Here is a 26430-nt window from a genome sequence, read left to right on the forward strand (position 1 = left end):
GGACACCCAGACATCGGACCGGCCGGTCTCGGTGTTACAGCCCCTGCCCGCTCAGCGGACGTGGATCTCAGCCTTCGAACAGCGCGATCGTCATCGCCTCGAGAGCCAGCAAAGGCGCCACGTTGGTCTCGATCGCCTCTCTGCAGGCGGCGATGGCGTCGATCCTTCGAATCGTCTGCTCGGGGGTCGTCCGGCCCGCGAGTTGCTCGATGTTCGGGCCCAGTTCGGCGTTGATCAACTCGGCGCCCGCGCGGGTCTGAACCATCAGCACGTCGCGGTAGAGCGCCATCAGGTCGACGAGTGACCGGTCGAGCACGTCGCGTTCCCAGCGTTTGGCCCGGGCCTTCTGCTGGTCCTCGAGCTCCTTCAGCGCGGCGTTCGCCTCGCGTGGCTTGGCGCCCTTGGTGCCGACGCCGAGTGCCTGCTCGAGCGCGGACCGTTCCTTCTCGTCGACCTTCTCCGCGCTGGCCCCGGCCTCTTCCTTGGCCGCCTCGACCAGTTGCTGGGCCGCCTTGAGGCAGGCGCCGAGGTCGCGGAGCGCGAACGGGACATCGAGCACCCTGTTCCGGCGGTCGCGGACCTCCTCGTCGCGGGCCAGCGCCCGCGCGCGGCCGATGTGGCCCTGAGCGGCCCGGGCGGCGAACCCGGCAAGCTCCGGATCGACACCCAGCTTGCCGACCAGCATGTGCGCGACCGCGTCCACCGGCGGGGTGCGCAACACCAGCAGCCGGCAGCGCGACCGGATCGTGGGTACGACGTCCTCGACGGTCGGCGCGCACAGCACCCAGACGGTCCGCGGCGCCGGCTCCTCGATGCTCTTCAGCAGCGCGTCGGCGGCCTGCTCGGTCAGCCGGTCCGCGTCCTCGACGACCATCACCTGCCAGCGGCCCTGCGTCGGGCTCATCGCGGCCCGGCGGACCAGTTCGCGGATCTCGCTGACCCGGATCGACAGCAGCTCGGTGCGGATCAGCGAAACGTCGGGGTGGGCGCCGCTCAGCGACGTCCGGCACTCGTTGCACTCGCCGCAGCCGTGGTTGGCGCACTGCAGGGCGGCCGCGAACGCCCGGCCCGCGTTCGACCGGCCGGACCCCGGCGGCCCGGTGATGAGCCAGGCATGCGTCATCCCGGCCACCGCGGCCCCGGACTCACCCCGCATCCCCGCTTCCGCGCCGGCCACAGCCTTCTGCAACACGGCAACCGCCGGCTCCTGCCCGACCAGGTCGTCCCACACGCTCATCAGTTCACCTTCGGAAGCATCGGCTGGAGTCGCGCCCGGATCTGGGCGGCGAGCTCTTCGCGGTCCTGGGTGGCGTCGAGGATCAGGTAGTGCTGCGGCTCGGCGGCGGCGAGCTCGAGGAACGCGTTCCTCACCCGGACGTGGAAGTCGTGCGACTGCGCCTCGATCCGGTCGCGTCCGGCGAACCGGTCGAGCCCGCTCTTCGGCGGGAGGTCGAGCAGGATGGTCAGGTTCGGCCGGAGGTCGTCGGTGGCCCAGCGGTTGACGCGTTCCACGTCGGACAGGTCCAGGTCGCGCCCGGAACCCTGGTAGGCCAGCGCGGAGTCGACGTACCGGTCGGTGATGACGACCGCGCCGGCCTTCAGCGCGGGTTTGATCACCGAGTCCACGTGCTCGGCCTTGTCGGCGGCGTACAGCAACGCCTCGGCGCGGTGGGAGATGTCGCCGGTGGCGGGATCGAGGACGATGCCCCGCAGGGTCTTCCCCAGCTCGGTGGCGCCCGGCTCGCGGGTCAGCAGGACCTGCTGCCCCTGCTCCTTCAGCCACTCCACCAGCAGCGCGGACTGCGTCGACTTGCCGGCACCGTCCCCGCCTTCCATCGCGATGAACAGGCCGGTGGTCGGGTACACACCCGGGGTCTTGCCGAAGCTGCGCCGTACGTCGCGCCAGAACGGGACACCTGGCCGGTCGTCCATCTGCCGCCAGGCGATCACGCCGATCACACCGGCCAGCACAGCCGCGATCAGCATCGTCGTCGCGGCACCGTTGTAGCTGACCGACCGGCCGCCGATCGTCCAGGTGTTCCGGCCGATCGCACCGGCGGCGAACGGCGCGATCGCGAGCGTGACGGCGAGCACGGTCCGGACCGCGGACTGGACGAAGGCGAAGGTCCGGCCGCGGACCGCGTCCGGCACCTCGAGGCCCAGCAGGGTGTAACCGCAGACCCAGGAGGCGCCGGCGCAGAAGCCGAGCAGGATCGCGATCATGGTGGCGATCTCGATCTGCTGGATCAGCGCGAGGGCGGCCAGGCAGATGCCGGAGCCGACCAGGCCGGCCGCGAACAAGCGCCGCCGGGACAGCCCGGAGAACAGCCGCGGCGCGAACCCCATGCCGAGCGCGAGACCGCCGAAGACGGCACCGAACAGGACGCCGTACCCGGGGTCGCCGGCCTTCAGATCCTCGACGTAGGTGCGGCCGAGGCCGATCACGACCGCACCGGCCGCGAACGCCCCGGAGATTCCGACCACCAGGCCGCGGACGAGCGGCGTGCTGGTCACGTACGACCAGCCCTCGACCATCGTCCGCCAGAGCGTCGGGTGCTCCTCGTGGTCGTGCACGGCCCGGCCGATCTCGGCCACCGACACGATCGCCAGCGCGGACACCACGAACGTCGCCGCGTTGACGTAGACCGCCAGGTCGATGGCGAAGTCGCCCGCCCAGCGGGAGACCAGGGTGATCGCGGTGAAGATGACGGCGGCCGGCAGCGCCGTCCCGTACGTGGTGATCAGGCTGAGCTGGTTGGCGGCCTCGAGCCGGTGCCGGGGCACCAGGTTCGGCACGCTGGCGTCCTTGGCCGGGCCCCAGACCAGGCTGACGATCTCGATCAGCACGGTCGCGACCAGCACCCAGGTGAGCGTGCCGACGATCGGGATGCTGACGAAGAACGCGGCCCGGATCAGGTCGCCGAGGATCATCGTCCAGCGCCGGTCCAGCCGGTCCGCGACCCAGCCGGCCACCGGGCCCATCACCAGCGCGGGCAGCACCCGGAGGAACAGCACGCCGCCGATGGCGAAGTTCGCCGCCTGGTAGTCGTCACCGGCGAGCGACTTCGCCATCGCGGTCAGTGCGAGCAGGCCGATCCAGTCGCCCAGGCTGGACAGCCCGAACGCGATCCAGAGCCGCCGGAACGCCCGGATCCGCAACACCGCGCGCAGGTCATGCGCCGGTGCAGGGTCAGTCAACGGGTCATGAACCTCCGGCACACCGCAAGACTAGGGCATGGCTGACGGTCACCCGCCGTCGCGAGCGAGATGCCGTGCCGAGTGCCGCGCAGTCGGCGGGGACCGTCAGCCAAGCCCTTGGCCGGCCGCGGGGACAGCTCGGCGCAGCGCTGCGGTCAGGGCCTCCAGGGCGGCTTTCAGCTCGGCCGGCGGCAGGAATCCGAACCCGAGCCGGAAGATCCGCCGCTCGTCCCCGAACCAGTCGCCGTCGGCGACGCGCACGCTCAGCTCCGCGGCCGCCTGCTTGAACCGGTCGAGCGGGACCACTGGCCCCAGGCGGACACAGCAGAGTGCACCGGCGTCCGGACGGACCCACTCGACCAGTTCGCTGTTCGCCCCGACCCAGTCCTCGGTCGAGGACAACGCTTCGGCCAGCCACCGACGCCGTACGCCGAGGATCTCGTCCTCCTGCTCGAAGACACGGACGGCGAGTGCCTCGGTCAGCGGGGCGGCGGTCACGACCGTGTTGAACTTGGCCGTCACCACCCGGTCGACCAAGTCCGCGTCCGTGCTGACGAGCCAGCCGATCCGCAGCCCGGCGGCGCCGTGGCACTTCGACAGCGAGGCGACCGACACCACCTTCGGGCCGAGTCGGACGGCGGTGTCCGCGATCGGATCGTCGCCGTAGGCCGCGGTCCGGTAGGTCTCGTCAACCATCAGGTACGCGTCCGGGCAGACGTCGTTCATCACGTCGACGATGTCCCGGAGCGTGCTGGCCGGAATCGCCACACCGGAAGGGTTCTGCGGAGTCGCCAGGCTGACCAGCTTGGTCTCCGGCGTCAGCTGCGCGCGGACGGCGTCAGCGGTCAACTGGTAGCCGTCGTCGAAGGACAGCGGGATCACCCGGACGTCGGCGCCCACGGTGTCGAAGCAGTTGCGGGCCAGCGGGAACAGCGGTGCGGTCGTGACCACCTGGCCGTTCCCGTCCGGAACCAGGTAGGCGAGCAGGAAGATCGCGTGCATGCCGCCCACCGTGACGACGACCTGTTCCGGCCGTACGCCGTGCCGCTCGGCGATCGCGGTTCGCAGCCGCAGGTCGCCGTACGCGGTGCCGTAGCCGAGCTCGAGGCCGGCCAACTCCGGAGTGAGCAGATCGGCGAGCCGCAGGTCCGGCCCGTAGCTCTCGCCCAGCTCGTGCGTGGGCTGTACGTCGGTCAGGGACACGATCTCGTTGCGGGGAAAGGTGGCCATACCGCCATGGTCCGGGCCGTGGTCTGGTCACCCCAGAGCCAATCCGGCACAATTGGTTTGCGAATGAGACCAATCGAGCTGAGTGAGCGTCTGGGCCGCTGGTCGTCCGGCCGCGGCCCTTTGTACGTGCTGCTCGCGGCCCGGATGCGCCGGCTGATCGACGACGGCGACCTGCCGCCGGGCGCGCTGCTGCCCCCGGACCGGGCGCTGGCGGCCGCGCTCGCGGTCGGACGCACCACTGTGGTCGCCGCGTACGAGTTGCTGCGGTCGGAAGGCCGCATCGTTCGTCGCCGAGGCAGCGGGACACGCGTGGCCGGCATCTCGTCGTCCGGAGCGGTCGAGGACGCACCGGTCGACCCGATCTTCCTCGACTCGCTGGAGTCGCGGGACGACGACGTCCTGCTGGCCATCTGCGCGGCGCCCGGCGATCCGCCGCCGCAGGTGGCGGAGGCCTACGCACGCATCCTCCCGCTGCTGGGCGAGATCAGCGGCGACATCGGGTACTACCCGTACGGCCACCCGGCCCTGCGCGAGGCGATCGCGACCCGGTACGCCGGTCAGGGCGTACCGACGACGCCGGACCAGATCCTGGTGACGAACGGCGGTCAGCAGGCGCTCTCGCTGCTGGCCCACGCGCTGCTCTCGCCCGGGGACCAGGTGCTGGTCGAGGCGCCGACGTATCCGGGTGCGCTGGAGGCGTTCCGGGAGGAGGCCGCCGTACTGCGGGGTCTGCCGGTGGGCCTGGACGGGTTCGAGGCGGCCGTCCGTGAACGACGGCCGGGGTTGGCCTACGTGATCCCGACGTACCAGAACCCGACCGGGTCGGTGCTGCCGGCGCTGGTCCGGGAACGGCTCGCCCGGGCTGCGGCGGCAGCCGGCGTACCGCTGATCGAGGACGAGGTGCCGGCGGATCTCGGCTTTCCCGGTACGACGAGGCCCGTGCCGATGGCGACGTTCGGCGATGCCGTGATCTCGCTCGGCTCGCTGAGCAAGAGCGTCTGGGGCGGCCTCCGGATCGGCTGGATCCGTTCACCCGCACCCCTGACCAACCGCCTGGCTCGGATCCGCGCAGTCCACGATCTCGGCGGCAACGTGCCGGCCCAGCTGGCCGCGGCTCACCTGATCGCCGAGCTGGACGATCTGGATCTTCCGACCGAGCTGAAATCCCGCCACGACCACCTGCAGGCTCAGCTGGCCGAGCACCTGCCGAGCTGGCACGTCCCGACCGTCCAGGGCGGCCAGACACTCTGGGTCAGACTCCCAGAGGGCGACGGCAACTCGTTCGCCCAGACGGCGATGCGCCACGGCATCGCCGTCCTCCCGGGCTCAGGCCTGGACGTGACCGGCTCCAGCGAGTCCTACGTCCGTCTCCACTTCCGAGCCCGGCCGGACGAACTCACCGAAGCCGTCGACCGTCTGACTGCCGCCTGGCAGGCCTACCACCCCCCAACCGACCGAGTTCCACCTCGGCCGGCCATCGCGATCTGACCAACTCGCGGTGTAGAACGTAACGTTCTACACTGGATCGCATGGACAGCATCCCAGTGCGTGAGCTCAACCAGCACACCAGCGCCGTGCTGGCCCGGGTGGCCGGCGGTGAGTCCCTCGAGATCACCGTCAGCGGCCGGCCCGCGGCTCGGCTGATTCCGATTGACGACAGCACCAGCGGCCTCAGCGATCTCGTTCGCCGTGGCCGGCTGATCCCGGCCAGCGATCCGGCGCCACCGGCGCTGCCCCCGGGCGATCCGGACCTGTCGACCGACTCCACCGAGGTCATCTCGGACCTGCGCGAGGAACGCCTGTGATCTATCTGGACTCCGCCGCGATCGTGAAGCTGATCAGGCGTGAGAAGGAGAGTCAGGCACTCCACGAGTGGCTCACCGCGCAGGAGGACAAGATCCTGGTGGCGTCGGCGCTGGTGCTGACCGAGGTTCCCCGCGCCTTGCGGCGGACGGATCCCGGCCGGTTGTCCGCCGTTCCGACGGTGCTGGCGAAGCTCAACCGGGTTCCGATGGACGACACAGTTCTCGCGACGGCCGCGGCGTACGAGGACCCGATGCTCCGAACCCTCGACGCGATCCACCTGGCGAGCGCCGAGACCCTCGTCCTCGAGGGCCTGTCACTGACGGCACTGGTCACCTACGACAAGCGTCTGCTGTCGGCGGCCGCCGACACAGGCTTCGCCACGGCTGCGCCGGGAGCGAGGGAATGACACCGCCTTGCCCCCAACTGCATGAGCAAGGCGGTGTGGTTAACGGCCAGATCAGCCGAAGAACTTCACCGTCAGGTGTGCCGGGGCCGTCTTCAGCTTGTCGCGGTCGGGAAGCGCCGGGCCGCAGGCCGCTGTGCCTACGCCTGTCTGCGCGATGTCGAGGGTGACGTAGGTGGTGTCGCTCGGGGTCAGTTCGGCGGTGTGCGTGGCGCTCTCGAGGGCTTGGGTGGACCAGTCGCGGACCGTCAGGCCGAAGAGGGTGCCGCCGACCGCTTCGATGCGAAGGCCGTCGAGAGTGGCCCACCGGGTGTCGATGCGGTGGCCGTTCTCCTGCGGCCGGACGTACGGCGTCTGCAGCTCGGCGACCGTGGCCGAGTACTTGCCGACCGCGGCGGCCTCGCGGGTGTCGACGTACGCCTCGTTCGGGCCCGTGCCGAACCACTCGACCCGCTCGACCTTCGGCAGTTCGAAGGTGACGCCGAGCCGTGGGAGCACCTCGGGGAACCGGCCCTCCGGTACGACGTCCAGATCCAGGACGACCCCACCGTCGACAGGCGTCCAGCGCCAGGTGCTGACCAGACCCCACTGCAGTTGCGGCGGCGCCGTCCGGGTGACGACCTCCCAGGCGCCGTCGCGTTCGCCCTGCGAGACGATCCGGTGCTGCACGCGGTGCAGCCCCTGCTCACGCCAGGCGTCCGCGACCCCGGGAATCGCGTCGTTGTCGATCGGCGCCCGCCACACGTCGAGGCGTGCGTTCTTCACCACGCCGAAGCCGATCCCGTCCACGCCGGCGACCACGTTCGTGGCAGGTGCAGACCCCACCTCGGATCCGGGAGCCGGCCGGCCGGCCGGCTGATCGAGCCGGAGCTGGCCCCAGGCAATGCGGTGTCCGGCTTCCGCCCACGCAGTAGCCGCGGTGAGCGAAGCCGTCACGGTGACCCAGGTCTCGGGCTTCGAGGCGTCCACCGCGGGCAACGACACAGTAGCCGTCGCGCCGGGCGCGATCGCCGGCACCGACAGCTCACCGGCGTCGACCTGCGAGCCCTCGACCTCGACGACGTACGTGAAGGTCAGGCGGCTGGTGTCGAGGACCTCGTAGCGGTTCGCGATCGACACCGCGCCGTTGCCGTCAGCAACGATACGCAGCGGCTCGATCACCTTGACGTACTCGAGCATGCCCGGCGACGGCGTCCGGTCCGGGAACAGCAGACCGTCGCAGACGAAGTTGCCGTCGTGGATGGTCTCGCCGAAGTCGCCGCCGTACGCGTAGACCTCGCGGCCGTCGATCGTGGTCCGCAGCCCGTGGTCGATCCACTCCCAGATGAAACCGCCCTGGCAGCGCGGGTACTTGTCGAAGACCTCGCGATAGTCGAGCAGTCCGCCCGGGCCGTTGCCCATCGCGTGGCCGTACTCGCAGAGGATGAACGGCAGGTTCCGGTACAGCGAGGAGTCCGCGCCGATCTCCGCGCAGCCGGCCGGGTCGGTGTACATCCGCGAGTAGATGTCGACGAAATCGGCCTCGGTGTCGCGCTCGTAGTGCACCGGCCGGGACGGGTCGATCTCCTTGGCCAGGTCGTACATCGCCTTGAGGTTCTCACCCATCCCGCACTCGTTGCCGAGCGACCAGATGATGATCGACGGGTGGTTCTTGTCGCGGTGGACGGTCCGCGCCATCCGCGCCACCAGGTCGTCGCGGAACCGCGGGTCCATCACCGGGTTCGGCAGCTTCGGCGGCTGCGGCTCGTACCCGAACCCGTGGGTCTCCAGGTCGCACTCGTCGATCACGTACAGGCCGTACTCGTCGCACAGCGCCAGGAAGTGCGGGTGCGGCGGGTAGTGGCTGGTGCGGACCGCGTTGATCCCGGCCCGCTTCATCAGCAGGACGTCGTCCAGCATGTCCTGCTCGGTCAGCGCGCGACCGCGGTCGGGGTGGAACTCGTGCCGGTTGACCCCGTTGAACAGCACGCGGTTCCCGTTGACGGTGAGGACGCCGTCGGCGATCGCGACCGTGCGGAAGCCGATCCGCAGCCGGACGTCGCCGCCCTCGGTCCGGACCACACCGTCGTACAGCCGCGGGCTCTCGGCCGACCACGGCTCGACAGCCGCGGTGACCTCGTCACCGGTCGCGAACTCCAGGCCCAGCTCCGGTACGACGACAGTGCCCGCGACGTCGGAGTCGACCGACAGCGTGCCGGTGCCGTCGGCGTACGACGCGTGCACGAACACGTCGGTGGGAGCACCCGGCCTGAGCGCCAGCAGGTTGACCTCGCGAAAGATCCCGGACAGCCACCACATGTCCTGGTCCTCGACGTAGCTGCCGGCCGACCACTGGTGCACCCGGACCGCGATCCGGGCCTCCTTGCCCGGGGCAACCAGGTCGGTGACGTCGAACTCGGACGGCAGCCGGGATCCGGAGGACCAGCCGGCCAGCTCGCCGTTCACGTGCACCGCGAACCGGGAGTCGACGCCCTCGAACCGCAGCACCACCCGGGCGCCGGCCCAGTCCGCCGGGACCGTCACGGTCCGGACGTAGTCACCGGTCGGATTGTCGGTCGGCACGAACGGCGGCTCGAGCGGGAACGGGTAGACGACGTTCGTGTACGCCGGTGCGCCGTACCCGGACAGCTGCCAGTGACCCGGGACCGCGATGGTGTCCCAGCCGGACGTGTCCGGGTCCTTCAGGTCGTCGGGGGCGTCGGCCACGCTCGCGGACAGCCGGAAGCTCCAGTCGCCGGTCAGCGGGATTTCGGCCGAGTCGTCGTCCAGCCAGGCACGCGGGGGAAGCACGTTGGCGCCGGGAGCAAAGTCCTCGACATAGCTGTGGTCTTGGGTCACAGGCATCGAGCCTAAGCCCAAGTTCTTCACGAATCCACACTGATCAACAGATATGGACAACCTGACCCCATCCGGCCACCTACCACCGCCCGTTCCCCCCGCCCTACCTCCGCACCCGCCACCGACCACAGCAGCGGATATCCCGTCGAAACGCTCCTTCTCCCCTCGTATCAAGAGCGCACAAGGGGCAACTTCAGCGGATATCCACTCGGATTGCCGCTGGCGCGAGGGCGTGGGTCAGGGGCGGCAGTCCTTGCACACGCCGATCAGGGCGACCTGCTCCGGCGCCAGCTGGAAGCCGAGCTCGCGCTGGACCTTCCGGCGGGCCGCCTCCAGGATGTCGCCCGGGGCGTCGTACACCGTCCCGCAGTTCGAGCAGCGCAGGTGCAGGTGGCGTGGGGCCAGGTCACCGGCCAGGTGGTACGTCGTCCCGGCCCGGCCGAGGTGGACGTGCGTGACCAGGCCGAGCTCGCCGAGGGCGTCCAGGGCCCGGTAGACGGTGGCGCGGTGGATGCCGGGACGTACCTGCTCGGCCCGCTCGCCGATCTGCTCGGCGCTCAGGTGCTCCTCGGTGCCCGCGAGCACCTCCACCACCGCGAGCCGGGCCGGCGTGACCCGCTCGCCCCGGTCCCGCAGCCGCTGCGCGGTGACCTCGACAGCACTCGTCACGTCGCCCCCTCCCTCAGGTCTTCTTCGCCGCCGTCTTCTTGGCCGTGGTCTTCGCGGCGGTCTTCTTCGCAGCCGTCTTCTTGGTCGTGGTCTTCTTGGCCGCCGTCTTCTTGGCGGCGGACTTCTTGGCCGATTTCTTCACCGGGCCCCGGGAGCGCTTGTCCGCGAGCAGCTCGGCCGCGCGCAGCAGCGAGATGGTCTCGACCGAGTCGTCCTTGCGCAGGGTCGCGTTCGTCTCGCCGTCGGTCACGTACGGACCGAACCGGCCCTCCTTCACCACCACCGGCTTGCCGGACTCCGGGTCCTCGCCGAGCTCCTTCAGCGGCGGCGCCGCGGCCCGCCGGCCGCGCTGCTTCGGCTCCGAGTAGATCTTCAGCGCCTCTTCGAGGGTGATGTCGAACATCTGCTCCTCGGACGACAGCGAGCGCGAGTCCGTCCCCTTCTTCAGGTAGGGCCCGTAGCGGCCGTTCTGCGCGGTGATCTCCTCCCCGCTGTCCGGGTCCTTGCCGACCACCCGCGGCAGCGAGAGCAGCTTCATCGCGTCGTCGAGGCTGACGCTGTCCAGCGTCATCGACTTCAGCAGCGAGCCGGTCCGCGGCTTGGCACTCTTCGGCGCGTCGTCGGGCAGCACCTCGGTCACGTACGGACCGAAGCGGCCGGCCTTCGCGACCACCTTCAGCCCGGTGTCCGGCGCCGTACCGAGCTCGTGCTCGATCCCCGAGGGCTGCGCCAGCAGCTCCTGGGCCCTGTCGACGGTGAGCTCGTCCGGCGGCAGGTCCTCGGGCACGTTGGCGCGCCGCTCGTCCTTGTCCTCGACGTACGGCCCGTAGCGGCCCACCCGGACGACGATGCCGGTGTCGTCACCACCGACCGGGAACGTCGACATCTCCCGGGCGTCGATGTCGCCCAGGTCGTTCACCATCGAGTGCAGGCCCTCGAGATCGTCGTCGCCGAAGTAGAACCGGGACAGCACGCCCTCGCGCTGCAGTTCCCCGGCGGCGACCTCGTCGAGCACGTCCTCCATGGTCGCGGTGAACGCGTAGTCGACCAGCCGGGTGAAGTGCTCCTCCAGCAGCCGGACCACGGCGAACGCCAGCCAGGCCGGCACCAGCGCGGTGCCCTTCTTGTAGACGTACCCGCGCGCCTGGATCGTGCCGATGATGGATGCGTACGTCGACGGCCGGCCGATCTCCCGCTCTTCCAGCTCGCGGATCAGCGTCGCCTCGGTGTAGCGGGCCGGCGGCTTCGTCTCGTGACCCGAGGCCAGCACCTCGATCGCAGGCAGGACGTCGCCCTCGGCCACGTCGGGCAGCCGGGTCTCCTGGTCGTCGGTGCCGGCGGACGGATCGTCCGCGCCTTCGACGTACGCCTTGAGGAAGCCGTGGAAGGTGATCACCCGGCCGGACGAGGTGAACTCGCACAGCTGGCCGGTCGAGGCCTTCGCGTCGATCTTGATCGAGACGCTGCGGCCCTCGGCGTCCTTCATCTGGGACGCGATGGTGCGCATCCAGATCAGCTCGTAGAGCCGGTACTCCGCGCCGCTCAGCCCGGTCTGCGCCGGGGTCTGGAAGACCTCGCCGGCCGGCCGGATCGCCTCGTGCGCCTCCTGCGCGTTCTTCACCTTGGAGGTGTAGACCCGCGGCTTGTCCGGCAGGTACGACGCGCCGTACAGCTCGCGGACCTGGGCCCGGGCGGCGCTGATCGCGGTGTCGGACAGCGTCACGCTGTCCGTACGCATGTAGGTGATGTTGCCGTTCTCGTACAGCCGCTGGGCGATCTGCATCGTCTGCGAGGCGGACATGCCGAGCTTGCGGCCGGCCTCCTGCTGCAGCGTCGTGGTCCGGAACGGCGCGTACGGCTTGCGGGTGTACGGCTTGGACTCGATCGACCGGACGGTGAACTGCGAGTCCCGCAGCGCCGCGGCCAGCGCGGTCGCGGTCTCCTCGTTCAGATGGACCGTGTTCTGGCTCTTCAGCTCGCCGGTCGCGTTGAAGTCGCGGCCCTGCGCCACCCGCCGGCTGTCCACCGAGACGAGCCGGGAGGGGAACTGCCGCGGCTGCCTGCCCTCACCGGCGTCGAGCGTGGCGTCCAGGTCCCAGTACGACGCGCTGCGGAAGGCGATCCGCTCACGCTCGCGGTCGACCACCATCCGGATCGCGACCGACTGCACCCGGCCCGCCGACAGCTTCGGCATGACCTTCTTCCAGAGCACCGGCGAGACCTCGTAGCCGTACAGCCGGTCGAGGATCCGGCGCGCCTCCTGGGCGTCGACGAGCGCGTCGTTGATGTCGCGGGCGCTGCCGACCGCTTCCTGGATCGCCTTCGGCGTGATCTCGTGGAAGACCATCCGCTTGACCGGGACCTTCGGCTTCAGTTCGTCCAGCAGGTGCCAGGCGATGGCTTCGCCCTCGCGGTCCTCGTCTGTCGCCAGGTACAGCTCGTCGGCGTCCTTGAGCAGGTCCCTCAGCTTGCGGATCTGGGCCTTCTTGTCGGCCGGGACGACGTACAGCGGGTCGAAGTGGTCCTCGATGTTGACGCCGAGCCGGGCCCAGGGCAGTCCCTTGTACTTCGCTGGAATCTCGTCCGCGCCCTTCGGCAGGTCGCGGATGTGACCGAAGCTGGACTCCACCACGTACCCCGACCCCAGGAAACCGGCGATCATCCGCGCCTTCTTCGGCGACTCGACGATCACCAGACGGCGTGCCGCCGCTGTTGCTGTCTTCGTCCCTGATGCCCCTGCCACCGCGCTCCTTGCCCTAGCACTCACTCGTCCTGCCGACAACGTCCGTGACCGGACGTCTGTTCCCCGAGCACAGATCGACCCCGTCCGAGGACAGGGTACGGCCGACGGCAACGCATTTCTCAACGCACGGTAACCGGTCCCGGCGTGCCTACACGTCACAGGGTTTCAGAAAGTGTCCGACAACCCCGCTCACCGCGCGCGCCACAGCCACCGAGCGCGCGCCGGACCTCCGCCCCATCCCGCCCTCTGGATCCCGAGCGTACGCCGTCCGGGCAGTGGCAGGAGTGGGCAGTGTCACACCCGGGGCTCAGCGGATCGGAACCGGCGTCAGCGGGCGAAGCGCACCTCCGGGAACCTCGGCGACTCGCCGCGGAGCAGCAACTCGGGGCGGTGGCGCAGGTTCTGGTCGAAGAACGCGGTCAGGTACTGCCGCTGGGCGAGCACGCTCCGGGCCGGGTCGACCGAGCCGACCAGTGCGGTCATCACCGAGGTGATGATCTCGTCCTCGCCATAGATCGCGCGGAACAACTGGTCGAAGACGAACTGGTAGTCGGTGAACGCCTTCTGCTTGGCGCCGGCCAGGCCGAGGTTCAGCTTCCAGCCGCGCTGCGCGTCCCAGAAGCCGGCCCACGACTTGTCGTAGTGCTCCTTCCCCTCGTCGGTCCGCTGGGTGGTGTCCGACCCGAAGAGCAGGAACGGCTGGTCGAGCCCCTTCCGGGCGACCTCGCCGAGCGGGCCCTTCGACGGGTCGTCCTGGAGCGTGCCGTCCAGGTCCAGGCCGGCGCCGAACCGCCGGTCCACGAGCAGGGTGTTCGCGGTCGCGTAACCGCCGAGTCCGAAGCCGAACATGCCGACCTTCTCCAGGTCGAGACCGCCGCCGAGCCCGGACGGCAGGGGCTTCCCGTCCGTGTCCTGGTTCCGGCCGCCGGCGATCCGCTCGAGCTGGTCCAGCACGAACCGCGCGTCGGCCGTCCGGGTCTCGACGGCCGCGCGGGTGAACGCCGGATCCGGCAGTTGGTCGGCCGGTACGCCGGGGAGGAACCGGCCGCCCGGGAACTCGGTGGGCGTCTCATGGGTGTGGTCCATGGTGACGACGACGTACCCGCGGCTGGCCAGGTCCTCGACCTGGGCGGTGTTCACGAACCGGCTGTACTGGTAGCCGGGAGAGAACAGCACGACGGGGTGCGGGACCGGCTGCATCGCCGCGTCCACCCGGGAGTGCGTCTCGGTGTTCGCGAAGTCGAACGAGCCGGTCGGCAGGGCCAGCCCGTACTCCCCGGTCCAGGCCGAGTCGACCTCGGTCGCGGTCCGCTTCGGCATGTACTTCGCGAACGGCGCACCGGAGGTCACCGAGGCCGGGTACCACAGGCTGACCATCAGCTCGCGGTGGCCGGAGGGCATCCGCGGGTCCGGACGGGACCGGTCGACCAGGTGCAGGGCGGTCGTGCCGAGCGCCTTCCTCCCGGTCGGCGCCGGCAGACGGAACGTCACCGGGCGGAAGTCGGGGTCGGTCCGCACGGTCGAGCGATGAGGGTCGAAGGGCACGGCCCGGGCGACGGCCGGAGAGGCCAGCGCGACGCCGAGCGTGAGGCCACCGGCCAGGATCCCGCGCCGGCTGACCGAGCGCCCGGCTGTTGGTCGACTGTTCGCCATGCGAAACATCGTCACGGCCCGGCTTCACCCCCTGATCCCGGCGGCGTCTCAACTTGGTGACGGCCGACCTGATGACAAGCCGACGCCCGTGCGGTTCAATGAGCGCATTCTTGTTCATTGATGCGTGAAGTGAGGCACTCGTGAGCATCTTTGTCCGCATGAAACGTTCAGTCACCGTTCTAGCGTTGATCGGCGGCGCGCTGGGTGCCATGAGCGCTCAGGCACAGGCCCAGCCCGCCGCCGACACCACGCTCGGTGACGTCACCGGGTTCTCCGCCGACAAGGCGGCGTACACCCTCAGCGCCGGTGAGGCGAAGGTGCGGGTGGCCTTCCTGAAGGACGACGTGTTCCGGCTCTGGCTGGCACCGGACGGCAACTTCACGGATCCCGCCAACACCCCGCCGGCCGACCCGGCCGCACCCGCGTCGAACATCGTGGTCAAGACCGACTACGGCACACCGCGCACGTCCTGGCGGGACCGCGGCAGCTACTACTCGCTGACGACCGGGAAGATCGAGGTCCGGGCGCAGAAGAAGCCGCTGACGTTCAGCGTGTACCGGAGCGACGGTCAGCTCGTCTGGGCGGAGAGTGCGCCGCTGGCGTGGAACGACACCGCCACCACCCAGTCGCTGGGCCGCGGGCCGAGCGAGCAGTTCTTCGGCGGCGGCATGCAGAACGGCCGGTTCTCGCACCGCGACCAGACCATCAGGATCTCCCGCGACTTCAACTGGGAGGACGGCGGCAACCCGAACGCCTCGCCGTACTACATGAGCACCGCGGGGTACGGCGTACTGCGGAACACGTTCAGCCCCGGCAACTACAGCTTCACCGAACCGGTCGTCACCAGGCACGACGAGAAGCGCTTCGACGCGTACTACTTCGTCGGCGACCTCAAGACCTCGCTCGACCGCTACACCGAGCTCACCGGCCGGCCGTTCATGCCACCGATCTACGGTCTCGAGTACGGCGACTCCGACTGTTACAACCGCGGTCACTACGCGAAGGACCCGGACCCGAGCAACGACTGGAAGGTGCACCCGGAGAAGGTCACCACCCTGGATGCGGTGAAGATCGCCCAGCGGTTCGAGGACGAGGACATGCCCGGCGGCTGGATGCTGGTCAACGACGACTACGGCTGCGGGTACTCCGACAACACCGAGTTCGAGCAGGTCGAGGGGACCTGGTGGGGCAAGCGCGACATCCCGGCACTCAAGCAGACCGGTGACGAGCTCCGGCAGCGCAACATCGAGATGGGCCTGTGGACGCAGTCGTCCCTGGACCGGCAGCCGGCCGAGGTCGGCGAGGCCGGGGTCCGGGTCCGCAAGCTGGACGTCGCCTGGGTCGGCCCGGGCTACCGGCACGCGCTCAGTGCCTGCGACACCGCACACGACGGCATAGAGGAGTACAGCAACGCCCGCGGCTTCGCCTGGATGGTGGAGGGCTGGGCCGGTGCGCAGCGGTGCGCGGTGCAGTGGACGGGTGACCACAGCGGCTCGCTGGACGCGATCAGGTGGCAGGTCCCGGCGATCCATGGCTCCGGCAACTCCGGTATCGCCTACACCGCCGGTGACGTCGACGGCATCTTCGGCGGCTCGCCCACGAGCTACGTGCGGGACATGCAGTGGAAGGTGTTCAACCCGGCGTTCATGACCATGTCCGGCTGGGCCACCCCGGCGTTCAAGCAGCCGTGGGCGTACGGCGACCCGTACACCTCGATCAACCGCAAGTACCTCAAGCTGCGTGAGCGCCTGCTGCCGTACTTCTACACGTACGCCGCCGAGGCCCACCGGACCGGGGCTCCGCTGAACCGGTCGCTGGTGCTGGAGTACCCGGACGACCCGAAGACGTGGGACGACAGCACGAAGTACGAGTTCCTGGCCGGCAAGGAGTTCCTGGTCGCGCCGATGTGGGGTGCCGACGAGGTGAAGAACGGCATCTACCTGCCCGAGGGCAACTGGGTCGACTACTGGACCGGCCGCGTCTACCAGGGCCCGGCCACGGTCAACGGCTACCACGCCCCGCTGGACACGCTGCCGCTGTTCGTGAAGGCGGGCGCCGTCGTGCCGATGTGGAAGGAAGGCATCAACCGCGCTGCCGAGCAGGCCTTCGGTGACCCGCTCACCCTCGACATCTACCCGCAGGGCGAGTCCTCGTTCAGCCTGTTCGAGGACGATCGGGTGACCAGGTCGCAGAGCTCGGCCCAGCAGCTCTTCACGGTCGACGCGCCCACGCAGGGCCGCGGGAACATTACCGTGACGATCGGTGCGAGCGTCGGCTCGTACGCCGGTAAGCCGGCCGCTCGACCGTACGAGTTGACCGTGCACACCGGCACCAAGCCACTGGTCGTCCTCGTGGACGGCCGGAAGGTGAACGACTGGAGTTACGACGACGGGGTGGTGCGGGTGAAGACCTCGCCGATCTCCACCGGGCGTTCGGCCGTCGTCCGGCTCCTCGGCACCTCCTCCGTCGGTGGACCGGATGTCGCGAACACCTTCGGCGCCGCGGAACTGTCCACTCCGTCGCTGTGGAACGCGCCCGGTCAGGCCACCGAGGTGACCGCCACCTTCCGCAACGACAGCCGGACCACGATGCGCAACGTGAACCTCGACCTGCAGGTCCCCGACGGCTGGACGGTCACCGGACAGCAGGTGTTCCCGCAGGTCGGCCGTGGCGAGTCCGTGACGACCACGCTGCAGGTCACGCCGGGCGCCGACGTCGAGCCCGCGTCGTTCACGCTGCAGCTGAAGGCCGACTATGTTGCCGAAGGCAAGATTTATGGTGCCGGCGCCGCGGCCACGGCGCAGTTGCCCTACGCCTCGTTGTCGCAGGCGGCCACCGTGGTCGGGATCAGCGACGCCTCGAGTTACGCCCACGGCAACTTCGACGGATCAGGCAACAGCTTCAACGGTGAGGCGCTGGCCGCGGCCGGATACACGCCGGGTGCGACGGTGACCGTGCAGGACGCGCAGTTCACCTGGCCTTCCGGTGCGCCGGGGACGCCCAACCTGGTGAAGAACCAGCCGGCGCCGATCCTGGTCTCCGGCAGCGGCTCGCACCTCGCCCTGCTGGGCGCCGGCGCCAGCCTGAACGCTCGGGGAGCGGTGACGATCATCTACACCGACGGCTCGGAGTCCCAGGGCACGTTCCAGCTGCCGAACTGGTGTTGCCAGGACCCGACGACCGGCGGCGCGAAGGTGGCGGTGTCGGTGAAGGGTCGTTACACGCCGGCGGGGTTGAGCAACACGACGACCGACTACCGGGTCTTCTACACCGCCGTACCGCTGGATCCGGGCAAGACGGTCAAGGCGATCAAGCTGCCGGGCGGCGGTCTGGGGTTCTTCGCGGCCACCATCGCGGACAAGCCGTTGCCGCCGGCACCCACCGGCGACACCTGGGTGAGCGACCTGGAGTTCCTCGACTCGACCAACGGCTGGGGCCCGGTCGAGCGGGATCGCAGCAATGGTGAGGACGGCGCCGCCGACGGCAACCCGATCACGCTCGACGGGGTGCGGTACGCGAAGGGTCTGGGGACCCACGCGCCGTCGGTGGTCAGCGTCCGGATCGGCGGGAACTGCAGCACCTTCACCGCGAAGGTCGGCGTGGACGACGAGATGGACGATCGCGGCAAGGTCAGCTTCAAGGTCCTGGTCGACGGGGTCGCGAAGTACACCTCGGACCTGCTCACCGGTACGTCGCCGACCGCGAACGTCTCGGTGGACGTCTCGGGCGGCCAGACGCTGACCCTGCAGGTCACCGACGGCGGTGACGGCATCACCAGCGATCACGGCGACTGGGCGGAGGCGAAGGTGAGCTGCAACCCATAATGGCTGCATGACCGAACTCACGGGCACCGAGGTGGACGCGCTCCGGCAGGCGTTCACCGCCGCCGGCTACACGGTCGACGGTGTGGCCGACCGGCTGGGTGCCCAGGCCAACGGTGCGCTGGCCCGCAACGAGACGACTCTGGCGGGCCGGCGGACCGGGTCCGGCGACGCGCTGGACACGTTCATCCGGTTGTTCCTGCTGCAGCACGCCGTACCGGAGTTCCAGCTGCGAGCCGCCGTTCCGGAGCCGGACTTGGTTGCCCTGGGCATCGTTGTGGTCGAGGGCGGCGAAGCCCGGGCGGTGCTCGACATCCGGCCGTTCGCCGAGGACGACCGGGAGTGGTGGGTGGTCGCGGACCTCACCCCGGGGCTGGACGGGCGGCGCGAGCCGATGCGGTCCGACTACGTGCTTGGGATTGCGCCGGCCAGTCTGAGCCTCATCCAGCTGACCGTGCCGATCAAGGCCGAGCGAGCCCTGGACATCGGCACCGGGTGCGGCATCCAGTCGCTGCACCTGGCCGACCGGGTCAACCAGGTCGTGGCCACCGACGTGAACCCGCGGGCGCTCCAGCTGGCCCGGTGGACGGCCGCGCTGAACCGGGCGGACCTCGACGTCCGCTCCGGCAGTCTGTTCGAGCCGGTCCGTGGTGAGCGATTCGACCTGATCGTGAGCAATCCGCCGTACGTGATCTCGCCCGGGGACGGGCGGCTGACGTACCGGGAGACCGGGTTCGCCGGTGACTCTGTGGTCGAGCAACTGGTGCGTCAGGCGCCGGACCACCTGACCGAGGGCGGCTGGTGTCAACTGCTTGCGAACTGGACGTGCGTCCGCGGTGAGGACTGGCGCGACCGGCTCGCCGGATGGATGGGTGACCGGTCCGCGTGGGCAGTGCAGCGCGAGCAGCTCGACCCGTCGGAGTACGTCGAGCTGTGGTTGCGGGACGCCGGTTTACACGGGTCCACGGAGTACAGCTCGCGGTACGACGCTTGGCTGCGCTGGCTGGACGACCAGGGTGTCGAGACGATCGGGATGGGCTGGATCACCCTGCACAACGTGCCCGGGACGCTCGCGGCCGAGGAGTGGCCGTACGAGATCGAGCGACCGATCGGTCCGCACGTACTGCGGCGGTTCGAACGGACGGAGGGTTTACCGGACGACCTGACCGGGCTGCACCTCGTGGTCGCCGACGACGTCATCCAGGAGACCAGCGGGCCGCCGGGCGCCGAGGACCCGGCGACGATCGTCCTCCGGCAGCAGCGCGGGATGCGGCGGGCGGAGCAGGCGGACACGGTGCTGGCCGGCTTCGTCGGTGCGTGTGACGGCGACTTGAGCGTCGGTCAGATCCTCGGAGCCCTCGCCGACCTGCTGGAGCGGCCGCTGGCGGACGTGCTCCGGGACTACCTCCCGCAGGTCAGACGCCTTGTCGTAGAAGGCTTCCTGAACTACTGAGGCCGGCGTCGGCGTTTGTCGGCGTACATGCGCCGGTCCGCCTCGGTGAGCAGGTCGTCGACCGGCGTACCGTCGGTGCTGCTCGCCTGGCCGATGCTCAGCCGCAGCATCGCGAACCACGGCTCCGCCGCGGTCGCCGCGACCCGGTCCGCCGCCAGCCTGATCCGCTCGACCAGCTCCCGCGAACCACGCTCGTCCGGCTTGTCCAGGACGACGACGAACTCGTCACCACCGGCCCGGGCGACCACGTCCTCGGCCCGGCACTGCTCGGTCAGCAGCTGCCCGACCCGTTGCAGTACCTCGTCTCCGCAGGCATGGCCGTAGCTGTCGTTGATCACCTTGAGGTTGTCCACGTCGATGGCGATCACCGCGACCGACCGGCCGGCGTCGTGCGCCACCGACATCCGCTCGTCCAGCGCACGGCGGTTGCCCACACCGGTCAGCGGATCCTCCCGGGCGGCCCGCCACTCCGCGTCGTGGCGGATCGAGAGCTCGTGGTTGGCCAGCGCCGACCGTACGGCGTACAGGCCGCGCAACCGCTCGGCCCACCAGCCCCTGGTGATCGCCCGCGCGTACTGCAGGCCTGTCTCGGCTCCCGCGTCGCCCGACTCCGCCACGATCTGCACAGCCGTGTGGCGGATCAGTGCCTCCACCGGCGGATCGGAGGTCGGGGGCAGGTCACTCCCGGCCCGGTGCGCGGCCTCGGTCGCGTCGTCGAGCCGGCCCAGTGTCGCGTACGCCTTGGCCAGGTAGGCGCCGCCGATCGCGGCCAGCTCCAGGTCGCCGAGCTTGGCCAGCTGGTCGCGGCAGTCCTTGAGGACCACCACGGCCTCGGCGGCGTCGCCCTCGTCGTTGCTGGCGGCCAGCCACAGCCGCCCGGCGATCGGCCAGTACCCGAGCAGGTCGTCGCGGACGATCACCTTGACCGCCTCGGCCGCCCACCGGTGCGCTTCCCGCCGGCGCTCGCGGATCTCGCCGTCGTACGACGGGTCGCCCAGCCGCTCGAGCTCGTGCGCCCAGCGCAGGTTCGACTCGGCCAGGTTGAGCCGGTTGATCGCCGGGGCCTCGGGCAGGCCGAGCGGATCGTGGTCACCCTCGGCCGCGAGCTCGAAGTGCGGGATGCACAGCTCGTACAGCCGGAGCAGGTCGTAGGCGTATCCGAGGCCGGTGTGTGCCCAGCCCGCCAGGCCCAGGTCGCGCGTCCGCGACAGCGCGTTCTCGGCAGCGACCAGGTCGGCGACCGAGTCACCGCCCTCGCCGGTCCGGATCAAGGTGACGATCCGGATCGCGATCGCGTTCGCCTCCCAGCCGGGCTCGTCGATCGCACGGGCCGCCCGGATGCAGGCGTCGACCGCGTCCAGGGCCTCGACCGCGTCGGTGGCGTGGTGGGCCGCGACGGCGCGCACGTACTCGGCGGCGGCCCGCTCGGCGCTCGGCTCGTGACCCAGCTCGGCCAGCAGCCGGTTCAGGTCGGTCGCGGCCTCGGCCGGATTGCCCGACTGGGCCCGCGTCATCGCCGCCGCGATCCGTGCGGTCACCCCCGACGTGTCGCGCACCTCTCAACCCCCTGTCGCCTCACCGCCTGCGGCGCTTGTCGTCGTACAACCGGCGGTCCGCCGTGGCGATCAGCTGCTCCACGTCGACGCCCTCGGCCGTCGCGGCGTAGCCGATGCTCAACCCGAGCCGACCGAGCCACGGCTTCGGAGTCGACGCCGCGATCGCCGTGACCGCGGCCCGGATCCGCAGCGCCAGCTGCGCACCGCCCTTCGCGTCCGGCTGGTCGAGCACCACGATGAACTCGTCGCCACCCGATCGAACCACGGCATCGGTCGCTCGCGCCTGTTCTACCAGGAGATTTGCCACAATTTGCAGCAATTCGTCCCCGCAGGCGTGCCCGTAGGTGTCGTTCACCGCCTTGAGGTCGTCCACGTCGATGGCCAGCACGGTCACCGCGCGCCCCGAGTCCCGGGCGGCGGTCAGTCGCTCCTCCAGCGCCCGCCGGTTGCCGACCCCGGTCAGCGGATCCTGTCGCGCCGCATGCCACTCGGCGTCGTGCCGGGCCGAGAGATCGTGCGTAACAAGTGCATGCCGTACGGCGTTCAGCGCCCGCTGGCGCTCCTTCCACCAGCCGCGGGCCACCGACCGCGCATAATCCACGCCTGCCAGGGCTCCCGGCCCACCGTCGGCCGCCACGATCTCCGACCGGGTCTGCAGCACCAGCACGTGCGTGGCCGGATCCGCCAACGGAATCAGGTCGTCCGCCGCCCGGTCCGCCGCCGCGCGTGCCTCCTCCGACCTGCCCTGCGCCTGCAACGCCCTGGCCAGGTAGGCACCCGCGATCGCGAGCCGCTCGGTCTCGCCCAGCTTGGAGATCTCGTCCCGGCAATCGGTCAGCTCGGTGACCGCCTTGCCCGGATCCTCGGACGTTGCCGCGGCAGCGAGCCACAGCCGGGCACTCAGCCGCCAGAACTCCTGGCTCTCGTCCTCGACGATGACCCGCTCCGCCTCCCGCGCCCAGTACGCCGCCGCCGCCAGCCGCTCCTGGATCTCCTGATCGTACGACGGATCACCGAGCCGCTCGAGCTCGTGCGCCCAGCGCAGGTACGTCTCGGCGAGATTCAGCCGGTCGATCGCCAGTGACTCGGCCAACTCGAACACGTCCGCGTCCAGCCGGGTCGCCAGCTCGTAATGCGGAATGCACAGTTCATAAAGTCGGAGAACGTCGTACGCGTAGCCGAGGCCGGTGTGCGCCCACGCGGTCAGCCCGGCGTCCTTGGTCCGGCTCAGCGCGTGTTCGGCGGTGACCAGGTCCTTGACGGTGTCGCCGCCGCGGCCGCTGCGCGCGAGGTTGATGATCCGGATCGGCAGCGCGTTCGCTTCCCACCCCGGCTCGTGTATCGCCTTCGCCACCGCGATGCAGTCGTCCACGGCCTTCAGCGCCTCGTCCGCGTCGCTGGCATGGTGCGCCGTCACTCCACGGACGTACTCCGCCGCCGCCAACTGGTAACTCGGCACCCCACCGAGCTCCGCCCGGATCGCCTCGATCTCGGCAGCCGCGGTCGCATGCCCACCCGACTGCGCCGACGTCATCGCGGCGGCGATCCGGGCCGTCAGCGCATCGCCCGTCCCCATCTCGCCACTTCCCATACCCCGCCGGCGGCCTTCCCTGATCCACACCCGCACCTCGGGCCGGACCGCCTATTGTGACCACCCACCCCCACATCTGTCACGACCCGAACAAGCCACCGACCACCTAGTGCCACCCAAACAAGCGAAAAGAAGGTGATCCACCCACCCGCTGCCACGCAGCACCTCCGCCGCCACCGTCGAGCTAGGGGCTGGCTGTCCCACGGTGCACCGATCGGCTTGGCAGCTCGTCCGACCAGCCTGGAATCACTTGCTCGGCCGGGATGAAATCGTCGTCCCGTCCCTCGCGAGCCGCCTCCATTGCCTGCTCGTACCCGGGATCGGAATACGCGACCGCTCGCAGTCGCCAGAGGTGGAGAACCTCACGCAAGTGCTGGAAACGCCAGAGCTCGTGAGCAGCGGCCGCGATCTCGCATGGTGCCGGTGCGTCCGGTGTCCTCTCGGTACTGCGACGCGACCTTCCCAACCCGCCATGTCGAGGTGCTGCGTCGGTCGTCCTGGTGCCTCACCCGGAAACGTTGGGGCCGTAACTGTTGACGAGCGTGGTCGCGTGGTGGATGCCTGCGCCGATCCTCCGCCACCCGATGGGGACTGGGGCATCTGGTCAGCTGTCCCCAGTCCCCATTGCCGTCCACGGTTGGGGGATCCGGGCTGGTGTCTGCAGTTCGACAGGAGGTGTCCGGCGATCGAGCCGGATTGCTGGTCTGCTCAGGCGTGCGTCGTGGGCAGTGGGCGCATACGTCCTGTCGAACTGCAGCCAACGGCGTTTCTGACGCGGCACTAGCAAGCGGTAAACAGCAGCTCTTTGGGCTCGGCAGTCCTCCGAACGACGGACCGAGCCGATCCGCGCACCGCCGAAGGCGGCAAGGGAGCAGCCGCCGCGCAAGCGGGGTCCGTTGGCCGTCAGCCGGTCAGCCGGCGACCTGTTCGGCCGTGGCGGCGTGGAGTTGCACGGGGAGCGACTCCACGCCGTACACGATCGAGAAGTCGCGGAAGCGCAGCTGCTCCTCGCGGACCGCGAGGGCCAGGTCCGGGAAGCGGTGTGCGAGAGCGGTGAAGGCGGCGCGCAGTTCCATCCGGGCGAGTTCCGCGCCGACGCAGCGGTGCATGCCGTGGCCGAAGGCGAGGTGGGCGGCGGGGGCGTTGCGCCTGGGGTAGAAGTCCTCGGCGTCGAGGCCGAAGACCTGCTTGTCCCGGTCGGCGCCGGACAGCGAGACCGCGACCAGGTCGCCCTTCTTCACCTGCTGGCCGAACAGCTCGAGGTCGTGCCGCGCGAACCGCGGGAACGCGACCTGTACGACGGTCAGGTAGCGCAGCAGTTCCTCGACGATCACGTCGACCGCGCCGGGCTCCTCCCGGATCCGCTCGAAGTTCGACGGGTCGCGCAGCAGCACCAGCGTGCCGAGGGCGAGCATGCTCGCGGAGGTCTCGTACCCGCCGAGGAAGACGCCGTCGGCGAGCCCGCCGAGCTCGACGTCGTCGATCGCGTCGCCCTGGTCGCGGATGATCGAGCCGATCAGCCCGTCGCCGGGGTCGACCCGCTGCTTGCGGACGATCTCGAAGAGGAAGTCGCGGGACTCGCTCGCGGACCCGAAGACTCCGATGCCGCCGCCGGACAGGTCGAACCGGGCCGGCCCGAGCGCCCGAAAGCGGTCGCGGTCGGACTCCTCGACGCCGAGCAGGTCGGCGATCAGCAGGAACGGCACATTGAAGGCGAAGTCGGAGACGATGTCGACGACCGGGCCCTTGGCCTCCATCAGGTCGAGCTGGTCGTTGACGATCTTCTCGATCGCCGGTTCGAGCCGGGCGAGCCGGCGCTTGGTGAACTCCGGCGTGAGCAGCTTGCGCAGCCGGGTGTGGTCCGGCGGGTCGGTGAAGCCGAGTCCGCCGATGCCCTCGGACGGCTTGTTCGGGTCCGAGCCGACAAGCGGCCGGATGTCGTTGCTGAAGTTGGTGGTGTCGGTGAGCACAGCCTTCGCCTCGGCGTGACCGCTGACCACCCACACGGTGAGTCCGAACAGATGAGCCAGTTTGTGCACCGGCTCGGCTTCGCGTACCTGTCCCAGTTCCGGGACCGGGTCCACCCCGTTGCGGCGGAGCGGCATCGAAACCTGACGTGGGAACATCCGCATCTTCGACAGATCAAGACCACCCTTGCGGGTGGTCCTGTTCAAGATCCGGCTGCCGACCCATTTCTTCAGGTATGTCGCAACCATGACTTCCACGCGCCCTCTCTGCCCTACTGCCCCCGACGGCTTTGTCAGCAGAAAACTAACGTCGCCGGAGACCAGATCCGATGGTGTTGGCACTACTGCGGTAGTGGCGTTGGCACCACCGTGGGAGGGGGCCACGGTATTGCCAGCTCAGACGATCGCACGGGGACGGGTTCGCCTCCACCGGATACCACCTGTACCGTGCCCTGGATCACGGCACGCCGTACCTCGGGGTCACTTCAGGGAAACCCCACCCGAAAGTCGGATGCGCGGTCCACCGGCGGTCTGGTGCGCCCGAGGTTTCTCAGAGGTAGTACGGCGTGACCACGCGGATGACCTCGGCCAGCTTCGCCTTGACCTGGTCGCCGTACGGGACCCGGGCGAGCGTGCCACGGGGCAGCCGCACCCCATGGTCGATCAGCAGGTACGTCGCCCGCAGCGTGCGGATCGTGTTGGAGACCTCGGGCGCGAACCCGTCGACCGGCGGGCTCGCAAGCACCCGTACGGCGGGATCGAGCCACTCCACCGCATCGGTGTCGGCCAGGTCGTCGCGGGTCAGCGTGACAGCGAGGGCGTAGCCGAGACGGTCGTCCTCCAGGTCGCGCAGCACGTACGGCGTGGGCGTCAGCAGCCGGCCGATGCCGAGGCGCAGCATCTGCACCGGCTCGACCGCGGGATGCAGGCCGAAGGTGCCGAGCAGGTCGGCGCCGTGGGCGATCGCGTGCAACCAGCCGAGCTTGCCGTCGTACCCGCGCAGGTCCTCCTCGGCGACGTACCAGCGCTCGAACGGCGGCACCCAGGTCGGCTCGAAGACGCCGGTGGAGACGATCGAGTCGAGGATCAGCGGCGCGAAGGTCCGGGCCTGGATCTCCGGGTCGGCGAACCGGGTGACCATCTCGTTCCCGAGTGCGGTGAGCTGGTCCGTGGACAGGACCCCGCGGCCGATCCAGGTGGCGAGCACGGCGTACGCCTGGGTGTCCCGCACCGCCGGGTCGGGTGAGCGCAGCAGCCCGGACAGCTCGGCGACGAGATCGGTCAGCGGACGATCGGTCGGGACGGCGTAGTCGTCGGCGCGCACCCGCGCCCAGTCGTTCATGCGCGGCAGGCTAAACGCTTTCCAGCCCGACCCGCCAGCCCCGGCGACCGATTCCGGAACCAGCCGGTCCGGGTACGGCGACACCGCGAACGGCAACGGGGAACGGCCCGTGGTCCACCCGGTCCTCCCGGATGATCCACGGGCCGTAGCGGCCGGGACC

General features: G+C 70.0%; 17 protein-coding genes. 5 read left to right on the forward strand and 12 right to left on the reverse strand.

Annotated features, from left to right (window positions below; genetic code table 11):
• Window positions 1-67: 67 nt before the first annotated feature.
• The 3 genes from E1218_RS05190 to E1218_RS05200 form a co-directional block, all read right to left on the reverse strand.
• On the reverse strand, window positions 68-1237 hold the full coding sequence (locus E1218_RS05190) for a DNA polymerase III subunit delta' (RefSeq protein WP_132316774.1): 1170 nt from the start codon (window positions 1235-1237) through the stop codon (window positions 68-70).
• On the reverse strand, window positions 1237-3198 hold the full coding sequence (gene tmk / locus E1218_RS05195) for a dTMP kinase (protein WP_233712014.1): 1962 nt from the start codon (window positions 3196-3198) through the stop codon (window positions 1237-1239). The genes E1218_RS05190 and tmk overlap by 1 nt, the downstream gene beginning before the upstream one ends.
• 105 nt (window positions 3199-3303) lie before the next feature.
• Window positions 3304-4428 carry a pyridoxal phosphate-dependent aminotransferase gene (locus tag E1218_RS05200; RefSeq protein WP_132316778.1) on the reverse strand — a complete coding sequence of 375 codons (1125 nt, stop codon included), beginning with the start codon at window positions 4426-4428 and terminating at the stop codon, window positions 3304-3306.
• 63 nt (window positions 4429-4491) lie between these two features.
• On the opposite strand from E1218_RS05200, the gene E1218_RS05205 reads away from it, so the two are divergent.
• Genes E1218_RS05205 through E1218_RS05215 form a run of 3 tightly spaced genes read left to right on the forward strand, consistent with a single transcriptional unit; the run spans window position 4492 to window position 6640 of the window.
• Window positions 4492-5916, forward strand: a complete 1425-nt coding sequence (locus tag E1218_RS05205) for an aminotransferase-like domain-containing protein (RefSeq protein WP_132316780.1) — start codon at window positions 4492-4494, stop codon at window positions 5914-5916.
• Between the two features lie 41 nt (window positions 5917-5957).
• Complete coding sequence (locus E1218_RS05210) at window positions 5958-6233, forward strand: type II toxin-antitoxin system Phd/YefM family antitoxin (RefSeq protein ID WP_132316782.1); 276 nt, start codon at window positions 5958-5960, stop codon at window positions 6231-6233.
• Window positions 6230-6640: a type II toxin-antitoxin system VapC family toxin gene (locus tag E1218_RS05215; protein WP_132316784.1), complete on the forward strand. Its 411-nt coding sequence runs from the start codon at window positions 6230-6232 to the stop codon at window positions 6638-6640. The genes E1218_RS05210 and E1218_RS05215 overlap by 4 nt, the downstream gene beginning before the upstream one ends.
• Before the next feature lie 51 nt (window positions 6641-6691).
• Here the strand turns inward: E1218_RS05215 and E1218_RS05220 are convergent, their stop codons facing one another.
• From E1218_RS05220 to E1218_RS05235, 4 genes are all read right to left on the reverse strand, one after another.
• Entirely contained in the window at window positions 6692-9481 is a 2790-nt protein-coding gene (locus E1218_RS05220) for a glycoside hydrolase family 2 TIM barrel-domain containing protein (RefSeq protein ID WP_132316786.1), read from the reverse strand.
• Between the two features lie 231 nt (window positions 9482-9712).
• Window positions 9713-10144, reverse strand: a complete 432-nt coding sequence (locus E1218_RS05225; RefSeq protein WP_132316788.1) for a Fur family transcriptional regulator — start codon at window positions 10142-10144, stop codon at window positions 9713-9715.
• A 13-nt stretch (window positions 10145-10157) separates the two neighbouring features.
• Entirely contained in the window at window positions 10158-12887 is a 2730-nt protein-coding gene (topA, locus tag E1218_RS05230) for a type I DNA topoisomerase (protein ID WP_132316790.1), read from the reverse strand.
• Window positions 12888-13214: 327 nt separating this feature from the next.
• Window positions 13215-14540 (reverse strand): alpha/beta hydrolase family protein, encoded by a 1326-nt coding sequence (locus tag E1218_RS05235; protein WP_165949128.1) that lies wholly within the window; start codon window positions 14538-14540, stop codon window positions 13215-13217.
• A gap of 158 nt (window positions 14541-14698) precedes the next feature.
• Between E1218_RS05235 and E1218_RS05240 the strand changes: the two genes are divergently transcribed.
• Both E1218_RS05240 and E1218_RS05245 read left to right on the forward strand, forming a co-directional pair.
• The gene (locus E1218_RS05240) at window positions 14699-18364 is read left to right on the forward strand and encodes an NPCBM/NEW2 domain-containing protein (RefSeq protein ID WP_165949129.1); all 3666 of its coding nucleotides are present in this window, start codon (window positions 14699-14701) and stop codon (window positions 18362-18364) included.
• Between the two features lie 7 nt (window positions 18365-18371).
• A complete protein-coding gene (locus E1218_RS05245; RefSeq protein ID WP_132316794.1) occupies window positions 18372-19814 on the forward strand; it encodes a DUF7059 domain-containing protein in 1443 nt (480 codons plus the stop codon).
• Here E1218_RS05245 and E1218_RS05250 read toward each other — a convergent pair.
• The 5 genes from E1218_RS05250 to E1218_RS05265 all read right to left on the reverse strand — a co-directional run bounded on the left by E1218_RS05250 (window position 19808) and on the right by E1218_RS05265 (window position 26270).
• On the reverse strand, window positions 19808-21370 hold the full coding sequence (locus E1218_RS05250; RefSeq protein ID WP_132316796.1) for a GGDEF domain-containing protein: 1563 nt from the start codon (window positions 21368-21370) through the stop codon (window positions 19808-19810). The two genes, E1218_RS05245 and E1218_RS05250, sit on opposite strands and share 7 nt — an antisense overlap.
• Window positions 21371-21389: 19 nt before the next feature.
• Window positions 21390-22946, reverse strand: a complete 1557-nt coding sequence (locus tag E1218_RS05255) for a GGDEF domain-containing protein (protein WP_132316798.1) — start codon at window positions 22944-22946, stop codon at window positions 21390-21392.
• Window positions 22947-23145: 199 nt separating this feature from the next.
• Window positions 23146-23427: a DUF6247 family protein gene (locus E1218_RS37030; RefSeq protein ID WP_267900270.1), complete on the reverse strand. Its 282-nt coding sequence runs from the start codon at window positions 23425-23427 to the stop codon at window positions 23146-23148.
• Window positions 23428-23872: 445 nt separating this feature from the next.
• A complete protein-coding gene (locus tag E1218_RS05260) occupies window positions 23873-25177 on the reverse strand; it encodes a cytochrome P450 (protein WP_132316828.1) in 1305 nt (434 codons plus the stop codon).
• A 301-nt stretch (window positions 25178-25478) separates the two neighbouring features.
• Window positions 25479-26270, reverse strand: a complete 792-nt coding sequence (locus tag E1218_RS05265; protein WP_132316800.1) for a DUF2785 domain-containing protein — start codon at window positions 26268-26270, stop codon at window positions 25479-25481.
• Between the last annotated feature and the right edge of the window lie 160 nt (window positions 26271-26430).

Origin of the sequence: Kribbella turkmenica (assembly GCF_004348725.1) — a bacterium.
Taxonomy (GTDB): Bacteria; Actinomycetota; Actinomycetes; order Propionibacteriales; family Kribbellaceae; genus Kribbella; species Kribbella turkmenica.

Coding starts and splice junctions, on each gene's coding strand:
- E1218_RS05190 (WP_132316774.1), bottom strand. CDS start 1,237: ATGAGCGTGTGGGACGACCTGGTCGGGCAGGAGCCGGCGGTTGCCGTG.
- E1218_RS05200 (WP_132316778.1), bottom strand. CDS start 4,428: ATGGCCACCTTTCCCCGCAACGAGATCGTGTCCCTGACCGACGTACAG.
- E1218_RS05205 (WP_132316780.1), top strand. CDS start 4,492: ATGAGACCAATCGAGCTGAGTGAGCGTCTGGGCCGCTGGTCGTCCGGC.
- E1218_RS05210 (WP_132316782.1), top strand. CDS start 5,958: ATGGACAGCATCCCAGTGCGTGAGCTCAACCAGCACACCAGCGCCGTG.
- E1218_RS05220 (WP_132316786.1), bottom strand. CDS start 9,481: ATGCCTGTGACCCAAGACCACAGCTATGTCGAGGACTTTGCTCCCGGC.
- E1218_RS05235 (WP_165949128.1), bottom strand. CDS start 14,540: ATGGCGAACAGTCGACCAACAGCCGGGCGCTCGGTCAGCCGGCGCGGG.
- E1218_RS05240 (WP_165949129.1), top strand. CDS start 14,699: ATGAAACGTTCAGTCACCGTTCTAGCGTTGATCGGCGGCGCGCTGGGT.
- E1218_RS05245 (WP_132316794.1), top strand. CDS start 18,372: ATGACCGAACTCACGGGCACCGAGGTGGACGCGCTCCGGCAGGCGTTC.
- E1218_RS05255 (WP_132316798.1), bottom strand. CDS start 22,946: ATGGGGACGGGCGATGCGCTGACGGCCCGGATCGCCGCCGCGATGACG.
- E1218_RS05260 (WP_132316828.1), bottom strand. CDS start 25,177: ATGGTTGCGACATACCTGAAGAAATGGGTCGGCAGCCGGATCTTGAAC.
- E1218_RS05265 (WP_132316800.1), bottom strand. CDS start 26,270: ATGAACGACTGGGCGCGGGTGCGCGCCGACGACTACGCCGTCCCGACC.